Annotated in this window: 23 protein-coding genes; 12 read left to right on the top strand and 11 right to left on the bottom strand. The window is 48.7% G+C overall.

Going from position 1 to position 17,167, the window contains the following annotated elements:
• Window positions 1–248: 248 nt before the first annotated feature.
• The gene (locus AC58UW_RS23555) at window positions 249–1,592 is read right to left on the bottom strand and encodes an FAD-dependent oxidoreductase (protein ID WP_497423023.1); all 1,344 of its coding nucleotides are present in this window, start codon (window positions 1,590–1,592) and stop codon (window positions 249–251) included.
• Window positions 1,593–1,724: 132 nt separating this feature from the next.
• Here AC58UW_RS23555 and AC58UW_RS23550 point away from each other — a divergent pair, with 132 nt between their 5' ends.
• Window positions 1,725–2,765 (top strand): LacI family DNA-binding transcriptional regulator, encoded by a 1,041-nt coding sequence (locus AC58UW_RS23550; protein WP_497423022.1) that lies wholly within the window; start codon window positions 1,725–1,727, stop codon window positions 2,763–2,765.
• Between the two features lie 12 nt (window positions 2,766–2,777).
• On the opposite strand, the gene AC58UW_RS23545 is transcribed toward AC58UW_RS23550, so the two are convergent.
• Both AC58UW_RS23545 and AC58UW_RS23540 read right to left on the bottom strand, forming a co-directional pair.
• Entirely contained in the window at window positions 2,778–4,298 is a 1,521-nt protein-coding gene (locus AC58UW_RS23545) for an alpha/beta fold hydrolase (RefSeq protein WP_497423021.1), read from the bottom strand.
• A gap of 115 nt (window positions 4,299–4,413) precedes the next feature.
• A complete protein-coding gene (locus AC58UW_RS23540; RefSeq protein WP_497423020.1) occupies window positions 4,414–5,397 on the bottom strand; it encodes a hypothetical protein in 984 nt (327 codons plus the stop codon).
• Window positions 5,398–5,611: 214 nt separating this feature from the next.
• On the opposite strand from AC58UW_RS23540, the gene AC58UW_RS23535 reads away from it, so the two are divergent.
• Window positions 5,612–6,622 carry an RluA family pseudouridine synthase gene (locus AC58UW_RS23535; RefSeq protein WP_497423019.1) on the top strand — a complete coding sequence of 337 codons (1,011 nt, stop codon included), beginning with the start codon at window positions 5,612–5,614 and terminating at the stop codon, window positions 6,620–6,622.
• A 21-nt stretch (window positions 6,623–6,643) separates the two neighbouring features.
• Window positions 6,644–7,600, top strand: a complete 957-nt coding sequence (locus tag AC58UW_RS23530; protein WP_497423018.1) for a D-2-hydroxyacid dehydrogenase — start codon at window positions 6,644–6,646, stop codon at window positions 7,598–7,600.
• A gap of 325 nt (window positions 7,601–7,925) precedes the next feature.
• Here AC58UW_RS23530 and AC58UW_RS23525 read toward each other — a convergent pair whose 3' ends face one another.
• Together AC58UW_RS23525 and AC58UW_RS23520 are read right to left on the bottom strand one after the other, a co-directional pair.
• Complete coding sequence (locus AC58UW_RS23525) at window positions 7,926–8,765, bottom strand: 1,4-dihydroxy-6-naphtoate synthase (RefSeq protein WP_497423017.1); 840 nt, start codon at window positions 8,763–8,765, stop codon at window positions 7,926–7,928.
• A 1-nt stretch (window position 8,766) separates the two neighbouring features.
• The gene (locus tag AC58UW_RS23520) at window positions 8,767–9,405 is read right to left on the bottom strand and encodes a futalosine hydrolase (RefSeq protein WP_497423016.1); all 639 of its coding nucleotides are present in this window, start codon (window positions 9,403–9,405) and stop codon (window positions 8,767–8,769) included.
• A 187-nt stretch (window positions 9,406–9,592) separates the two neighbouring features.
• Between AC58UW_RS23520 and AC58UW_RS23515 the strand changes: the two genes are divergently transcribed.
• The 9 genes from AC58UW_RS23515 (at window position 9,593) to AC58UW_RS23475 (ending at window position 14,133) form a co-directional block, all read left to right on the top strand.
• On the top strand, window positions 9,593–10,198 hold the full coding sequence (locus AC58UW_RS23515) for a DUF2087 domain-containing protein (RefSeq protein ID WP_497423015.1): 606 nt from the start codon (window positions 9,593–9,595) through the stop codon (window positions 10,196–10,198).
• A gap of 107 nt (window positions 10,199–10,305) precedes the next feature.
• Entirely contained in the window at window positions 10,306–10,407 is a 102-nt protein-coding gene (locus AC58UW_RS23510) for a YjcZ family sporulation protein (RefSeq protein ID WP_157317989.1), read from the top strand.
• A 122-nt stretch (window positions 10,408–10,529) separates the two neighbouring features.
• Window positions 10,530–11,546 carry a glycosyltransferase family 2 protein gene (locus AC58UW_RS23505; RefSeq protein ID WP_497423014.1) on the top strand — a complete coding sequence of 339 codons (1,017 nt, stop codon included), beginning with the start codon at window positions 10,530–10,532 and terminating at the stop codon, window positions 11,544–11,546.
• 19 nt (window positions 11,547–11,565) lie between these two features.
• Window positions 11,566–12,000: a GtrA family protein gene (locus AC58UW_RS23500; RefSeq protein ID WP_497423013.1), complete on the top strand. Its 435-nt coding sequence runs from the start codon at window positions 11,566–11,568 to the stop codon at window positions 11,998–12,000.
• Window positions 12,001–12,020: 20 nt separating this feature from the next.
• Complete coding sequence (locus tag AC58UW_RS23495) at window positions 12,021–12,311, top strand: alpha/beta-type small acid-soluble spore protein (RefSeq protein ID WP_161407740.1); 291 nt, start codon at window positions 12,021–12,023, stop codon at window positions 12,309–12,311.
• Window positions 12,312–12,413: 102 nt separating this feature from the next.
• Window positions 12,414–12,857: an Hsp20/alpha crystallin family protein gene (locus AC58UW_RS23490; protein WP_497423012.1), complete on the top strand. Its 444-nt coding sequence runs from the start codon at window positions 12,414–12,416 to the stop codon at window positions 12,855–12,857.
• Between the two features lie 127 nt (window positions 12,858–12,984).
• Window positions 12,985–13,242, top strand: a complete 258-nt coding sequence (locus AC58UW_RS23485; protein ID WP_497423011.1) for a hypothetical protein — start codon at window positions 12,985–12,987, stop codon at window positions 13,240–13,242.
• 63 nt (window positions 13,243–13,305) lie between these two features.
• Complete coding sequence (locus AC58UW_RS23480; protein ID WP_497423010.1) at window positions 13,306–13,773, top strand: hypothetical protein; 468 nt, start codon at window positions 13,306–13,308, stop codon at window positions 13,771–13,773.
• Window positions 13,774–13,785: 12 nt separating this feature from the next.
• Window positions 13,786–14,133 (top strand): hypothetical protein, encoded by a 348-nt coding sequence (locus AC58UW_RS23475; RefSeq protein ID WP_497423009.1) that lies wholly within the window; start codon window positions 13,786–13,788, stop codon window positions 14,131–14,133.
• A 20-nt stretch (window positions 14,134–14,153) separates the two neighbouring features.
• On the opposite strand, the gene AC58UW_RS23470 is transcribed toward AC58UW_RS23475, so the two are convergent.
• From AC58UW_RS23470 to AC58UW_RS23445, 6 genes are all read right to left on the bottom strand, one after another.
• Complete coding sequence (locus AC58UW_RS23470) at window positions 14,154–14,423, bottom strand: hypothetical protein (RefSeq protein WP_497423008.1); 270 nt, start codon at window positions 14,421–14,423, stop codon at window positions 14,154–14,156.
• Window positions 14,424–14,441: 18 nt separating this feature from the next.
• Window positions 14,442–14,684 (bottom strand): spore germination protein, encoded by a 243-nt coding sequence (locus tag AC58UW_RS23465; protein ID WP_186456313.1) that lies wholly within the window; start codon window positions 14,682–14,684, stop codon window positions 14,442–14,444.
• Between the two features lie 193 nt (window positions 14,685–14,877).
• Window positions 14,878–15,216, bottom strand: coding sequence for a hypothetical protein (locus AC58UW_RS23460; RefSeq protein ID WP_497423007.1), 339 nt, complete (start codon window positions 15,214–15,216; stop codon window positions 14,878–14,880).
• 174 nt (window positions 15,217–15,390) lie between these two features.
• Entirely contained in the window at window positions 15,391–15,615 is a 225-nt protein-coding gene (locus tag AC58UW_RS23455) for a DUF1128 domain-containing protein (RefSeq protein WP_497423006.1), read from the bottom strand.
• A gap of 127 nt (window positions 15,616–15,742) precedes the next feature.
• A complete protein-coding gene (locus AC58UW_RS23450) occupies window positions 15,743–16,399 on the bottom strand; it encodes a TetR/AcrR family transcriptional regulator (protein WP_497423005.1) in 657 nt (218 codons plus the stop codon).
• 53 nt (window positions 16,400–16,452) lie between these two features.
• Window positions 16,453–17,094 carry a YigZ family protein gene (locus AC58UW_RS23445; protein WP_497423004.1) on the bottom strand — a complete coding sequence of 214 codons (642 nt, stop codon included), beginning with the start codon at window positions 17,092–17,094 and terminating at the stop codon, window positions 16,453–16,455.
• Window positions 17,095–17,167 lie beyond the last annotated feature (73 nt).

Raw genomic sequence — 17,167 nt, 5'->3', positions numbered from 1 at the left:
TCCATTATCTACCAATTAACTGGAATTTCTACCGCTAATTTCACCAATCTCGCAGATTTCGTGGTAACTGCCGATGATTTAGCTGGAGATTCTACCGCTATTTCATTCCCTGCCGCAGAACAGCGCAGAGTAGCGGTAGTTTCTCCATCTATTTCAGCTAAGGCAGCTAACCGGAGTGTCCCCTTGGTACCGTGAAACGGAGTGGACGTAAAACATCGTCTCAGCCGGGGAGTTGGCTCGATTTAAGCCTAAGAGAGCAGCGCTCCGCCCTGCACGAGATCAGCCTGCAGCTCGGCAATATCGATTTCGCCCGGCAACACGCCGCGCTTAATCGCAAGACCCGCAGCAGAGCCGGCCGCTTGCCCCGTTGCCATGCAGCTCGGAGTCAGGCGCGTCGTAGCTAACGCTTCGTGCGTCGTCGAGATACAGCGACCTGCGGTAAGCAGGTTCTCGATCTTTTGCGGAAGCAGGCAGCGGTAAGGGATGTCATAGGCGCCATCGCCATTGACCCAAGCTGCGGTCACGCCTTTGCCGGAAGGATCATGGATGTCGATCGGATACCCGCTCCGCGCGATGACATCTTCAAAATGGCGACCTTGCACGACATCGTCAACCTGCAAAGCGTACTGCCCATCAATACGTCGCGTTTCTCGAATGCCGATCTGGGCACCGACGGATGAAATCGACGCTTTTTCGAAACCGGGCAGGTTATTTCTCATGAATTCCGCCACCATCAACACCTGTTTGCGTCCAAGCTCCTCCGCTTCGGTCAAATCCTCCACATTGGTACCGTCAAGCCCTTGAACGCGCGTAGTATTGACCAGTACTTCGTCATCTTCAGGTCCTGTGAAAAAAAGCACCTGATCGCGATTGATCGGCAAATTCGCTTCCTTCCAGTGCTTGAAGTAACCCAGAACACCAGACAATGGCAGCTCAGCCAGTTCGGAGAACGGTGTTTTTTTATAAAACTCATCCGGATGGTCAATCATGTACTGTTTCACTCTGGCCAAATCCACACCGCGCATACGGAATTTCATCGTCATCGGCTGTGTCAGCTTATCCCCGTCACGACCTTGCAGGCACGGAGCACCAGACAAGTAAGCGAGATCAGCATCTCCCGTCGTGTCGATAAATATTTTGCCGCGCACATCGATTCTTCCGGATTTGGACGTGAGCTGCACCCATTGAATGCGGTTATTGACGGTTTCCACCTGATCGACAAAGCTATGGAAAAGCAGTTTTACACCCGCTTCCTTGAGCATATCCACTGCCAGCACTTTGTAAATCTCAGGGTGATAAGGCGTTATGGTGTTCACGAATCCAACGGTATCTCGGAGATGCCCCGGGGAAGCATTCATCGCCATGAGTCGATCGATAATCTCCTGAGCAAGCCCTTTGATCACCTGCTTGCCGTCCGTTGTATGAAAGGTCATCCATGGATAGACAAGCGCCGCGGTTGACATCCCGCCAATAAACCCATACTTCTCGATCAAAACCGTCTTAGCCCCGCTCCGCCCTGCAGCAATAGCCGCATTAACACCCGCTGGACCGCCACCAACAACAACGATATCCGCTTCTATCATTTTGTTCATATGGATTTCTCCCCCGTTTTAAATTCAGGCCACTATCTCGCTTTTCCCAAGTATAGATGATATTTAACTTTCAATTTAGTTTAAAATTAGTTTAAAATTACTACATACTTGTACAAGGGGACTCCGGAACTTATGCGTAAAAGAATCACGCTCCATGATCTCGCTGCTCAGCTTGGCCTAACGATTCAAACAGTGTCCAAGGCACTTCGCGGATTACCTGGCATGTCCGAACAAACACGAAGTGAAGTATTTAAGCTTGCGCGGGAGCTTGGTTATATGACCAAAGATCAGAAGCAAACGCTGCAGCTCGACCATATCCCGCCTTATCCCGTTGTTCAACGCAGATTCGTACTCATCCAAAACAAGCAGTCCTTGAATTTCAATCGCCTGCTGCTGCAAGGCCTCCATGAAAGGTTCATGGAGTTCGGACATACCGTCCAGCCGCTGCTTATCCCGCCGGATCTAACGCCATCGCGATTTGAAACCTGGGCGGAAGATCAGGAGCTGCTATATGCAGAGGGGGTTTTCATCGCGCCCCGAATGAATCACGATCTGCTCGAGCAGAAGCTGCTGGAGCTGCCACTGCCACGGATTTTGCTCAATTACCCCCCACCGGAATCCAGAGTGGACAGTGTCATTTGGGATGTTTACGAAGCGATGTTTCAGGCCGTACGCAGGTTAGTCCGAATGGGACATCGGACGATTCTGTACGTGGGAGATACGCAAGATCAGAGGGGTTTTGTTATTCGATGGCAAGCGTTCTGCGAAGCGATGAAGGAAGCCGGCTATGCTGTCCATCCGCAGGAGCACGCGACCAATCGCGACGGCACGGACAAATGGCTGCAAGATGTCGAGCAGCTCTATCAGCTGTTCAAGCCAACGGCCGTTATTTGCGGCATCGACGAGGAGGCTGCGCCAGTGTACTATGCCCTGCGCCGAATGGGCGCCCTGATTCCGCAGCAATGCTCGTTCGTCGCGCTCTTGAATGAGCAGACCGATACGCTCCCTTTATGCTCACGCCCGCAGCTGCCAATCCGAGAATCGGGCTATCGTGCCGCTGACCGGATGCTCTGGCGCATCGCCAACCCGCATTTACCCTTTGAGCATGTGCGACTGCAGGGGGAATTTTTCGCGGGGAGCACACTTTCTGTGCACAAAAAAGAGGGCAGCTGATTAAGCTCCCTCTTACTCTTCTTCGCTTGTATAATAAGTAGCAAGTTTTTGAAATTCGGCTGCTTTCATGAAATTTTCCCGCTTCTTCTCCTGTTCAGACATCCAAGCCGCAAGAACGCCAAGCCTGAGTTCAGCGCTTGCTTTCTTCTCAATGAACCATTGATCAAAAACACCTGGCATAATTTCCTTATGGCGCATAAAACGAAACAATCTATTGCAGCTATCGTACATTGCGGATTCATTTTCTTCGTGATGCAGGGTCTGTTTGATATGTTCAAAAAAATCAAGAAGGTCGCACTCAATTTTGCACTGCAGATATAAGTGCTTACGATCCGTTTTCAAAATGGAGTCTTGATCTTGACCGTAGGTGAGCAACTTTTTCAAATAGTTAAGATACACTTTTAAATTGTTCAAGGCAATGGGTAACGGTATCGTTGGAAAAATCGCATCACACAGATCCTCTCTGGTCGATGAAGGGTGTAGAACCAGGTAGACGAAAATGTTCTGGGCATACCGTTTGTTCCAACCATCCAAAATCTCTTGTCCATTCAAGGTTACTCGAAATCCGAACAAAAGCTCCACTTTCATGACGGGTTCCGTGTTTTTTTTAACAGGGAGCAAGGTTTGCAAGAAAGAATCCCACATGTGTTGGACAGAACTTGCAATTTCCGATGGTTCCACGCTTACAGCTTCTGCTGAACTCTTCCTTTGAATAAAGCCTCTGATCCACTGCACGGTTACATCAGGCTGATCGATAAATATCGCATTCGCCGCATTTGGAACGACATAAAACGTAGCATCCGGAATAAGCTCGGCCGTCATATTTTGGAAAGCAGAAGGATAAACAGTATCACATTCCCCAGCAAGGAGCAGAGTTGGGCTTTGAATCAATGACAATTCGCTTATTGGCCGTTGCTCAATTTGTAAGGTAAATAATTTGGTATAACTTTCAATGGGCACGTCTACATACATGTTATACAAACGCTGAGCTTCCTTATGTCGAAAGGGATAGACCGTTAAGGAAGGCAGGAGAAAATGTTGGAGGATATAGGCCATGCCATACTTTTCAATCAAAGCAATATAGTCCTTAATGACCCTGCTCCCATTCATCTCCGGAAACAGCACATTAATCGAGATAAGGATGAGGCACTTCACTAATTTCGGGTACCGAATGGCGAAGAAAATGGCCAAGGCCCCTCCAAAACTATGTCCTATCAGGTGAAAATTGGGTAGATTCAACTGCTGGATCAGCGTATAAATATCATTGACAAGCAGGTCCCACGATATTTCGCCTAAAGTTGGTTCACTTTTTCCGCACCCACGCAGGTCTACAAGCAGAAGATGATAATCCTCTTTTAACCCGTCAATCAAGTGTCCCCATCGTGAGGAGTCAAAACCATTTCCATGTAAAAAAACAATCGTTTCTTCGGAGTCGCGCGTGGATGTAATAAATTCGTAGTAGAGGCTAACGCCATTGACTTGCGCAAAAGACACCGATGCACCACCATTCCGTTCTATGTTAGGTTCTATCATATAAGGAACGGGACTTTTAAACAATATGACTAGCTGTACAAAAATCTTTGTAGGTTTCAACCTTTCCATACGAAAAAAGCGCAATCCGCAGAGTGCACTTTCCCAAGCTTTATATTTAATTCGCAATACGCAGTTGCGTTTTGACAATAACCATAGCGTTGGCAATGGTAACTCTGTAGCCTAGATTAATAGCCTCGGAAACAATCATTAAAACCTGCTCTTGATGCAAACGGGTTTCGGGAAAAAACTTTTGGTAGACAGCTAGCACATCCTCATACACCAACCCCAGAACTTCAAACGGAGATAACACCGCTTTGTAATACTCATCAATGAAGGCATCGCTTTCTATGAAGACATCTTCCGCAGGCAGCCTGTACCCCCTGGCCTCCAGAACGATTTTGGCAATCCGATTGCCTTTAATTGCTGCATAACAAATGATGTTGTCTCTCAGCAGCTGTGTTTCTTCCTCATCCAAAGTTCGCAATTGCGGCGCTGCACCCGTCAAGAAAACCTCCCACATCGTTTCTAGCATAACCTGCATATTTTGCAATAACGTGTCCGCCTTGTCGTCGATTGTGATTTTAGAGCTGCACAAGATCAATTCGCAGTTATCATTTAATCTCGAATTCATAGCTGCCATATACGAGTCCAGCTTGGCTTGATTACGCTTAATTGCTGCTATTTCTTTGGCAACAACGCCTTTTTCCATCTGCTCCTTGACGGCCTCTATGAACTGTTTCTGCTTCCCTGCGTGCCAACAATAACGGCCTGTACCCTGCTCAAAAGATCCCTCAATCCAGACAACAGGCTCAGAATCGATCGTATCAAAGCCAAAGCCTGTTATATGCAGCAAAGGGAACATTTGCATCGTTTTTTTATTTCGGTCAAAGAATGCGATATAATGGTTCGTCACCGCAAGAAAACCCTGACTAGCGCCAGAGTGGCTTGCATCTGTAAGGAAATGCGGCGTTTCGCTGGTTTGCTCCCGAACATTCGTGATTGCTCTCGTTCTATACAAAAATTGAATCCCTTGCATGAAGATCCTGCGTGCTTGCCGGAACGTTAAGAAATCGGTCGATTTGCCCATTTTGAAAAGCACCCGCCCTTCCATCTATATAAGGAGTATAATTTCTATTTATATGTTCTTACTATACGCTTTCGGCGGTTACACAAAAGTTACAGAAGCTGAGCTTTAAGCTTATTCACACATGAAATTCCGTGCTAACGTTTCTATTGTTTTTGTGAACATGATATATTGTTAAACATACACGATTAGATCGGCGTGCGTATGTATTGAAAAGGAGGTCATTTTTATGCCCAAAAAGCAAGGTAATCATCAAAGCCCTAACAAAAACCAAAATCATAACCCCAAGCTCAAAATCAACAAGAACCAAACTCATAAACCTGTTTCAATCAAGGCCGTCACGGAGGCGAACACTCGCCAGTATACGGTTAAGGAAGCAACGGAGCTTCTGCCCTTTTTATTAGAAAAACTTTCCGGCGTAGGCCGAAATTCCGTGAAAGCCACCCTCGCCCGCGGTCAAGTTTCGGTGAACGGAAAAGCCATCACAGCTTACAATCACCCCCTGCAGCCTGAGCAAACGGTAACGATTAGCAAAGAGAAGATTGTGGAAAATATCCCTCTCGCCGGGATGTCCATTATGCACGAAGATGAGGATGTTATCGTTATTCAAAAGGACACTGGTCTACTATCAATCGCGACCAATCCAGAAGAAAATCAAATTACCGCCTACCGCCAACTCACGGCACATGTGCGCAACCATGATCCGAAAGCCCGGATTTTCGTTGTGCATAGACTCGATCGGGATACGTCAGGCGTCATGATGTTCGCCAAAAACGAAAAGGCTCAGCAGCACCTGCAAAACACCTGGCAGGATAGCGTGAAAGAGCGTACCTACGTAGCCCTGGTGGAAGGGTTGGTCAAAAAATCAGAGGGCACGATTTCTTCCTGGCTGAAGGAGCATGCCAAATCTCTTAAAATGTACTCAACACCTTACCCAAATGACGGCCAACACGCAGTAACACATTACAAAACACTACAAGCAAACCGGAGCTTCTCCCTGCTTGAAGTTAATCTGGAAACAGGGCGTAAAAATCAAATCCGCGTCCATATGCAGGACATCGGACACCCTGTCGTCGGCGATAAGAAATATGGTTCGAAAACGAAGGAAATTGGCCGCCTCGGACTTCATGCGCGTGTACTTGCCTTTTTGCATCCGACAACGGGTGAGCTCCTGCGTTTTGAGACGAACATTCCGAAGCTGTTCATGAACCCTTTCCGTGAATTGCCCTCAAAAAAATAAATAATTAGGAGATTTCACAAAATGCGAATTGTTGTGCTTGACGGTTATACGTTAAATCCCGGCGATTTGGACTGGGATGGTTTACACGCTCTCGGAGAGGTTACTGTCTACGAGCGCACCGCTGAATCACAGATTGCCGATCGCGCGGCTGACGCTGACATCGTGTTAACGAACAAGACGCCGCTTTCCGCTGCCACACTGCAGCAACTGCCGAAGCTCCGCTACATCGGCGTCCTTGCTACGGGCTATAACATCATTGATTTACAAGCGGCTAAGGAGCACAACGTTCTTGTGACCAATGTTCCTGCTTACAGCACGCAATCTGTTGCTCAGCTGGTTTTTGCTTTGCTGCTGGAGTTTTGCCATCGCGTACAACAGCATAGTGACAGCGTTGTAAAAGGAGATTGGTCGAACTCAATCGACTTCAGCTACACCGTATCTCCTCTCATGGAGCTAAGCGGCAAAACGATAGGGCTTATCGGCCTAGGTCAAATTGGCAAACAAACAGCACTCATCGCGAAGGCTATGGGCATGAACGTAGTTGCAACAGGCAGCGGTAGACGTACGCCTGAGCCTGTCGATGGTCTTACTTGGGTTCCGCTGGGTGAGCTTCTGCAGCAGTCCGATGTCATCTCTCTCCACTGTCCGTTGACTCCTGAGACCAAAGAGCTTATTAACGCAGATCGAATTGCACTTATGAAGCCAACGGCTATTCTTATAAATACGGCAAGAGGCGGTCTTCTGCATGAAGCCGATGTTGCGCAGGCTTTGAACCAAAGGCGTCTGGCAGGTGCCGGACTCGACGTATTAACTGTTGAGCCGCCTATGCCGGATAATCCCTTGCTGCATGCACGAAATGTGCTTATTACCCCGCATATTGCTTGGGCAACCAAAGAAGCGCGGGCTAGGCTGATGACGATAGCGGTTAGCAATGTGCGCGCTTTCCTTGAAGGGCAGCCGCAGAATTTGATTGGATGAATTCAACAATATGAAAAGAGGACCGAGATTCCAAGGTTGTTGGAATTTCGGTCCTCTTTTTCGTGGGCAATGCTGCCTGGGGGCTCCCCGGAGGGAACTACAGGTCGCTGTTTGGCTTAATTGGCGGGTAATAGCTAACATAGCGGAACTACAGGGCGCTATTTCCGTTCTGGTGGTCGATTTTCTCCGAGAATCGGGAGAATAGCGGACTCCAGTTCCCTTTGCTGCCGAAAATGGCGGCTTTGTGCTTGAATAGGGGACTGTAGTTCCCCTGTTTGGTACGACGGTTGGTGCAGGGCAGAGCAAAGGTGAGGCAGAGCAAAGCCTACTTCAACAGTGCCGCATAATCCATCTGCGGCACAATGCCTGCCTCTGCTGCGCGCTGAAGCAAGGTCAACACAGCGCCGTAGCCGTCATCGCCAAGATTAGCGGTGAACTCGTTCACGTACAGGTCGATGTGCGCCTGAGCGACCTGCGGGTCCATCTCCTGCGCGTGCTGCATCACGTAGTCGCGCGAAGCTTCCGGATGCGCCCACGCGTACTCCACGGAGGCGCGGGCCCAGCCCGCAAGCGCCTCAAGATCCATCGAGCGCCGCGCTACAATGGCGCCGAGCGGGATCGGCAAGTTGGTGTCTTCTTCCCACCAACTGCCCAAATCCTTGAGAAGCGCTAACCCGTACGACGGGTAAGTAAAGCGCGCTTCATGAATCACAAGGCCGGCGTCAATGCGGCCGTCCCGCACTGCTGGCATGATCTCGTGAAACGGCATGACCACGATTTCACCGACGCCGCCGGGAACATTCTGTTCCGCCCACAGGCGGAACAGCAAGTACGCGGTCGAGCGCTCGCTTGGCACTGCGACCCGGCGGCCGCTGAGCTGGGCCGGGTCAGGATCTGCTGCGCCGGACTGCGTCAGCACGAGCGGGCCGCAGCCTCTGCCCAAGGCGCCGCCGCAGGGCAGCAGGGCGTAATCCTTCAGCACCCATGGGAGTGCGGCGTAAGAGATTTTGAGCACATCGGGGCCAGTGCCTTCGGCAGCCAGCTTGTTCGTAATATCGATGTCGGCGTATAAGACATCCAGCTCTGGAGCACCGGGGATTAAGCCGTGCGCCCAAGCGTGGAAAACAAATGTATCATTGGGACAAGGTGAATACGCAATTTTCATTTTAAAGCACCTCCGCTAAGACTGAACTTGCTGCTTCTAAAGCTTGTAAAGCGTCGCCGATGCGCCAGGCATCGCGGTCGCGTGGACCGACCGCGTTGGAAATCGCGCGGATTTCAATCACAGGCACGCCGCGCAAGGCGGCGGCCGTGGCAATGCCGAAGCCTTCCATGGCTTCGGCAGCAGCTCCAGGCACGCGCGCCGCAAGCGCAGCTGCGGTAGCGGCCGTCCCGGTGGCCGTCGCTACCGTGAGCACTGGCGCAGTGCGCGCGCTAAGACCGGCGGCCGTGAACGCCGCCGTCAATCGCTCGGCTGTATCGACCGCAACGCTGATGCGCGTTGTGCCGAAGCCGAGGTCGTCGAGGGAGCTGAAGCCGTCCAGCAGCTCCACGCCAAGATCCGCGGCGATAATTTCGCTCGCGACAACAAGCGATCCGATCTCCGCTTGTCCGGGAAATCCGCCGGCAATACCGAATATAACAACCAAATCATATTGTGCTGCGGCAAGCACCATTGCGCCATTAACGGCTGCTGCTGCAAGGCCTACGCCGGCCAATGCGAATTCAAACCTGCTGTCATGGCCAAGCCCCCGCTGTACAGCATCCCTTTCAGGCGCTACTGCCGTCATAATAAGTACACGCATTATTAGGCCAATCCCCTTTTTTAATCAATAACCAAGATGATTACTTTATAGATTATTTTACATGACTAGGACCAAATAATAAACTTTTGAACACTTCCGCTGCAGCTGTCTTGACTTGGATAACTAATTTAATTATTATCTAATTAGATGATTAATAAATTAGCTTTTGAAAAGAAGGTGTCCTGCCATGCAGTTAGATAAAATTATCACCTACCACAAAGCGCTTTCCGACGCGACGCGTATTCGTATGCTCATATTGCTGAGGGATGGGGAGCTGAACGGTCAAGTGCTTGCGGAGAAATTAGGCGTTACTCCGGCTACAATCACTCATCATGCGGCTAAACTTCGTGAAGCCAGTCTCATTCACGAACGCAGAGAGAAGAATACGATTTACTTCGCGTTGAACGAATATTTTATTCGCAGCAATGCCAGCGCGACAGCCGACCTCATTTTCAAAAATCAGAAAGGAGAGTCAGCCAACATGCAGAACGAAGACACCCGCCAGAACCTGAAGCAGTCTATCATTCGCAATTTTTTCACGCAGGACGGTAAGCTTAAGCACATCCCTTCTCAACTTAAAAAGAAGCTGATCGTACTTGGGCACCTCATCGACCAGCTCGAAAAGGGACGCACGTATACGGAGAAGGAGCTTAACGAGTGGATTAAACAGTACCATCCTGATTTTGCAACGATTCGCCGAGAGTTTATTATGCATCAGTTCATGTTCCGGGAAAACGAAGTTTATGAGATGAATCCGCCCGAAATGTGGGCCAAATGGGAAACCTTATCTTGATCGCGTCAAATGGATACGTCCCCAAATAAAAATGACGAATATGGACATTCATCCATACACCATCTAGATGAATGACATATAGTAATTTTGTGAAGGGAGGGATAGACATGAGTTGCGGATGCGGAACAACCTACAATGGAGCTGCTGTAGTCCTCGTTTTATTCATCCTCTTGGTTATCGTTCTAAGTACCTTCGGATTTGGTTGGTAATGACTTGTAAAAGCGGCTGGGACGATGAATTCGTCTCGGCCGCTTACTTTTTTGTGAACTTTTACGTTATAATGGAGGCCTATATCATTCTAATTACCTATTCAGGATGGAGACGAGGCATTGTGGCTACTCCGATTTTGACCATTGTGGTCCCTTGTTATAACGAAGAAGAAGTTCTTCCGGAAACGGTATTCCGGCTTAGCAGTGTAATCGACGCCCTCATTACCGATAATCTGGTCGCGAGCACAAGCACCATGCTCTTGGTTGATGATGGCAGCAAAGACGCAACGTGGTCGCTTATCGAACGCTTTCACGCCTCTAATTCCTTCGTCACCGGGCTAAAACTGGCCCGAAATGCGGGGCATCAAAGTGCCTTGCTTTCCGGTCTCATGCACGCCAAATCTTATTCCGATTGTGTCGTATCCATCGATGCGGATCTGCAGGATGACACGGATGTTATCCGAGAATTCGTCCTCAAATTCCGTGAAGGTTACGATATCGTATACGGCATCCGGCAGGATCGATCTGCAGATACTTTTTTCAAACGGGCAACCGCGCAAGGTTTTTATAAGCTAATGACTTCCCTTGGGGTGAAAATACATTACAATCATGCGGATTTTCGCTTAATGAGCAAGCGTACCCTCGATAATTTGGAGAAATTCCAAGAGGTTAATTTATTCCTGCGTGGTATGGTGCCGCTTCTTGGCTTCCCGTCTACTCAGGTGTACTACGACCGTAAAGAACGTTTCGCTGGAGAATCGAAGTATCCGCTGCGCAAAATGCTTGCCTTCGCTTTCGACGGCATCACGTCTTTCAGCGTAACACCGATCCGTTTCGTCACATTAATGGGTTTCGTCCTGTTCCTTCTCAGTGTCGTTGCTGGCTTATATGCCATTATCGGCAAACTGCTGGGAGCTAATGTGACTGGCTGGACTTCACTGGTCTTGTCGGTTTGGTTCATTGGGGGCGTGCAGCTGCTAGCGCTTGGTCTAATTGGCGAATACATAGGAAAAATATATAAAGAAGTCAAGCAGAGGCCGCTTTTTGTCATTGAAAAGGTATTGAAAGGGAGCGCTCAGGAACAAGATGAGGTGCAGGTAACCCCGCCATCCATCCCTGCTGCTTCGAACCGTCGATAATATGAACCAACAACGATTATTGTCATTGGTATCAGGCAGCTTCCTACGATTTTTACTTGTCGGCGTATTCAATACGTTGGTTGGCCTTTCCGCCAGCTTCGCTTTCTTCAATTTGCTGCATCTGAATTATTGGGTCTCGACATTCGCAGGAAATACGCTCGGCGCCATCGTCAGCTACACGCTAAATCGTACATTTACGTTCCGCTCGAAGGCCAGTGTGGGCAGCAGCTGGTGGAAATTTGCGATCGTTATATTAAGCTGTTATGGATTGTCTTATAGCTGCGGTCTGATTTTGGCTGAAGCCGCAGGCTCATTATGGCCTGACTTGCGGGCAGATTGGCTGCACAATGCCGCCATTTTGGTTGGAAATGGCTTGTACACCATTGGTAATTATTTGGGCCATAAATATTTTACATTTCGGGCTAATGGTCCCACCAGCAGCGGGGTATCCTAATCACCAAGAGGTGATGCCTAATGGCACGTAGAAGAAGCAACCGGGCCATCGTGCCCGGATCCGAACACGGATTGGGAATTCTTAAAGCACAAGTCATGCGAAATCAAGGCTATCATGTAAATCCAGAGCGTCCTGATTTGGTCAAATATGAGGTCGCCCGAACGCTCGGCGTTCCCCTGCAGCAAGGCTACAACGGCCAATTGAGCTCAGAAGACGCGGGCAGAATCGGCGGTCCCATCGGCGGAGCGATGGTGAAGGAACTTGTGCGCATGGCGCAGCAGAAATTGGCGGAGCAGCGGCCCCCGCAATGATCCGTTCACCGTGGATGCCATAATCCGCCGCGGCTGCACATAAACTAATAGCAAGCTGCTTGCAGCGCTATTTTCTATGCAAAAGTCAGGTGATGATGGTCGATGAATCCTCCAGGCAACCGTCCGCCAAAGCCCGATTGGAAAGGGCTCACGGCGCAAGCCGGCGATGTGCTGGGCCCTGAATTCTGGCAGGACATTGCCAGTATCATCCCGTTAACCGGGCCAAGAATCGATATGTATGAAACACCGCAAGAGCTCGTTGTTGTCGCAGAGGTTCCCGGGTTGTCCGCACCCGAGCAGATTCAATTATCTTTCCGCGATCAATCACTGTTAATCCGAGGACATCTTGTTCGGCCTTATCAGGTGCTTGATGAGCAGATGAGATTGTCCGAGCGTTTCTTCGGTGCCTTTGAGCGAATTATTCGCTTACCCGGAAGAGCTTTGACCGAGCAAATGCGGGCTCAGTATCATAACGGTCTGCTTATCATTCGCATTCCTTTGGCACCACCAGATGGGGAAAAAGTTATTCCTATTCAGTTTACATAACGTTCAACCGCCCTAGGCTTGCTGGAGACGCCGTCACCTGCCTGCAATAGGATCAAGGTTGAGCGTTATTTGTTTTGGGATTTTTGGAAAAGAGAAATGAATCTTCGTTTGTCCCCATATAATTAAAATGAGAACATTCGGAAAAGCGGATATGGAGGGGATTATTATAGTACGCATCCAATTTCAATCAATTCATATCGACAGCCTCGCGGCATCATCCAGTGTGAATAAGGGAACGAATCGGATCGTCGGCAGGCGGCATTCCGCGAAGACCAATCAGGGACTCGGAGAAGTCAGTGGCGAGGGCAATGTAGTAATCGGCGGTAAGCATGTCGTTAACGACGGGGATCTTTTTGATTTTAAACCATTTATCCGAAAGAGCTGAGAAACAACCATGTGGTTTCAAAAGAAAAAATCGCCGCCTCCCAAACCGCAAGGAGCGAGTACTATGGCACCATCGCCATCACCATCCGGGGCAACCGCTCCCATCAGACATGAGCCCGCCTCTGCCTCTTCCCTTACCGTTCAGCAGCTAGAAAAACGCTTGAAGAAATTAGAAGAAGAGCTATCCAACCTAACTGCCAAGCATCCGCAGATTCATATAGATACCCTGCATATTCATCAGCCTGTCTTAGAAAATCTAACCTTTCGTTTGGATCACTTGGATATCAAGGAATTGAGCGGCTCCTTAAATTTAGGGAATAACTTCGGGGCCAAGCCGAATGAGAAAAAAGGCCCTCTCGATGAGGCTTTTCAGCGTGCTCAAGTGTCCAAGGAGCCGCCTGCGGTCGCTTCCCGACCAGCTGCCCCCCGAGAATCTCCCGCTTCAGCGGAGTCCGGCAGTGACGGAGCGGCGTCAGCTACAGAGCGAACCTCCACCGGCTACAAGTATACGCCGCAATCCAAAACGAAATGAGGTGTTACCCCTATGTCATCCTTCATGTCACCGACTTTTATCATCGGTTCGATCCGTATCGGATCGGTTGAAAGTGCATCCTGTATCAATATGGGCAACAATTGGCCAACCGATTTCCAGAGCAATCAGAAGACTGTACAAGGCTTTGGCGAAGTAGAAGGCGACAACAATCAGTTAGTTGGAACACGCTCCATGCTCAACGACTCCGACTTCCTCGATATGCTCAATATCGGCGATAATGAAACGCCTGACTGGCTCCAGGAGATGATAACTGCGCAGGCGGAAGCCTCCGGCTTCACCCCGGCTTCAGGTGCCAAAAAGCCGGAAGAGGTCGTTAGCACGCCGCAAACGCCGGACTGAAGGCGCGTTGAAGCTGCCTTTTAGACCCGGCCAATAACGAGATCCCCTTTGGTGTAAGGCGCGTCGATAATGTCATTATCGTGAACCGTATTCATATTACTCACTACATAATTGTTCTCGCCGCTGACCTCGCCAAGACCTGAATTCGACTTACCGCTTGTTGTCCAGTACACTTGTGTATTCGTCCCGATAAAAATACCCGAACCATCCGAAATCGCATTCACATGAATAGAGTCAAACTGAATGAGCGGCGGGTCTAGAGGAATGGCGGAAAGAGCTGCTCTCTGCATACGACTCACCTCACTCTATTAGGCTTGATTCGTGACTGCTGGTTTGAAATCCTGATCATTGATTGGGGCATCAATAAAGTCATTATCATAGATGAAATTCACAATATTGGCGGATATCGAATTGCCGATGAACTCACCGGTTCCGTAATTGTTCTTGCTGTGCGAATCCCAGCTCGACTGTGCATTCTCACCGATCCCGATGGTGGCATTGGTATTCTGATTGTTGATATTGATCATGTTAAAAACGATGGAACTCGGCATAGTGCTCACTCCTATCATGGGTTGACAAGGCTATGGGATGAATCCTGTATGCTAGCCTATTCATTCGTCACCCAATTGGTGTACGAATAACCATAAGGTCGTAAGTTCGATAAGTCCATTCATCCGCTCAGTCCCGATTAACGCAAAAAAAGGGCTGCACCATTTTTTGGCACAGCCCTTTCCTTTTACCTTCCTACCAGAAGCCGCCAAAACCGCCAAAGCCTGGGCCGAAGCCACCGCCAAAGCCACCGAAACCAGGGCCAAAGCCTCCACCAAAGCCTGGGCCAAAGCCACCATAACCAAAGCCACCACCGAATGCATAAGGTGCCGTACCAATTGCTAACAGGTCAAAAAGTACCAAAGGGATAATCGCTTTCACTTGAACTTTTTTACCTTTTTGTGGAGCTACGATCAACGTGTTTCCACTGATTCTTACCAATTTACCGGACACGCTTGTTCCGTCTTTCTTAAGAGCCACAATTTGTTTGCCGACCAATTTACGAACGTCTGATTTACGAATTTGGGATGCCACGAACGTCCACCTCCTTTTAGCCACCAGGGATACATTGCTCTACAGTGTACTCCTGTGTAGGTAACATCGCTTGGATAGCTGTCCACCCACCCGGAAAAATAGTCGTTCGCCTATAAAGAAATGCCATTTTTCCAGGTCATACACCTAGAAAAACAGCATTTTATCAATAAATGCTTATCCCTTACGAATCTTTCCAAGCTCTGTTGTTATAGCATCGATCTCACTGATACTGAATCTATCTTTACTTGCGACCATATCGTACAAATCTTTTAGATCCTCATACACGTCTTCTTTCACGTTAGAGGCCTTAATGGAGCCCCCTGTAGCCATGCGCAGCTTCTTCTTTATTTCTTCAAACATAAATTCCACGTTTTCTTCCGACCAATTATTCAAATCCATAGTAGACCCTCATCCTTCCCTGCTGTTCTTTTCCCTATATTAATGCACATGGGGGCTAATGTAAAATACAAGCTTCGAACGCGGCAAAAAAAAAGAAGAAAGACCCTCGTCTCTCTTCCTTAACTAGCTATATGGCATTGGTGATTGGCAAATGCGGACCCACCATTTTGACAAGCGGACGCTGCTGCTCATATGAATCTAGGTCCAAGCTTACACAAATGAGGCGAATGTGCTCATCTGCCAGCTTGCGAGCTTCTTCATAAGTAATTTTGAACTGGATGCAATACGATATGAGGCCGTGTAGAGACATAAACAAATTCCAAGGAAGAGTAAATCTTTTGCTTTCGAATCCAGGCTGATCCGTTACAACCTGACGAACGACGATGGAGAACATTTCGAGGCATTGCGCTTGTTCAGTACGGGAGTACTGCTGCAACTCAGGTTCATTGAGCATGAACATCATTTCATAATGGTTAGGATTGCTTAGACCAAACCAGACGAACTCCATCATTAACTTTTGAAGTAAATTAACGCTAAACCCATGTTCACGCACGATCATTTCCCGTTGACGCTGCATCAGCAAGGAGAAATCGTCTTTAATTAACGCGTAAAACAGTTCTGCTTTCTCTGTAAAATGATAGTATAACGCCCCATGACTGTACCCCATTGCTTTTGCGATGCTGCGCATCGTTAAAGCGCGATAGCCAAAAGTGGCGAACAAATCCCGCGCCTCGGTAAGTATCCGTTCTCTGCTAAGCTCTTGCGCGACTGCTTTCCTAGCCATTCCTATCCCTCCGCATCCTTAGCCTATTTAATTTTGTTTAGTCTTGAACCTGCCTATCCGGGCAGGTCCTTGTGAACGATGTACTCGTTCTCTCCAGCGATAATAATGCCTTGACCTTGCGTAAAATCTGTTGCCCAGTTGATAAATGCATCCGCTGCCGCTGCCAAAGGATAACAAGTTACTGTTACCTTGTCAGTAAAATCAATATCCCCAAGAAGCATCCCCTGATTTCTCAGTTCATTCTCGATTTTGCCATACCACGTATAATCAACCTCAATCATCACCCTCTGATGATTTACTTTATAAATCGGTTGTGCTGCTTCAATGCCCACCACGGCTCCATCCGTATAAGCCCGAATGAGTCCGCCCGCGCCGAGCATGATGCCGCCATAATAACGAGTTACGACGATTGCGATATTCTTGAGCCCTTGATGCTTAATCACTTCCAGAATCGGCTTACCTGCCGTGCCGCTCGGTTCTCCGTCATCCGATTGCTTCTGAATCTGGTCCCTGTCTCCGATGACATACGCACTGCAGTTATGTGTAGCCGTTTTGTGTTCCTTCTTGATCGCTTCAATAAATTGGGCAGCCTCTTCTTCTGACTCCACTGGCTTGGCATGACCGATGAAACGCGACTTCTTGATGATGATTTCCGACGATCCGTACGAATGGACTGTTTTGAAATTTGCTAGCATAGCCGACCTTTCTTGGTAGAAGGAAACAACTGTTTCATTACATTCTACACACATCTTTTGACTTCGACAATAT

It is taken from the genome of Paenibacillus sp. J22R160 (assembly GCF_059692135.1).
The sequence above is the reverse complement of the archived record's forward strand: the minus strand, read 5'-3'. Positions and strand labels throughout refer to the sequence as shown.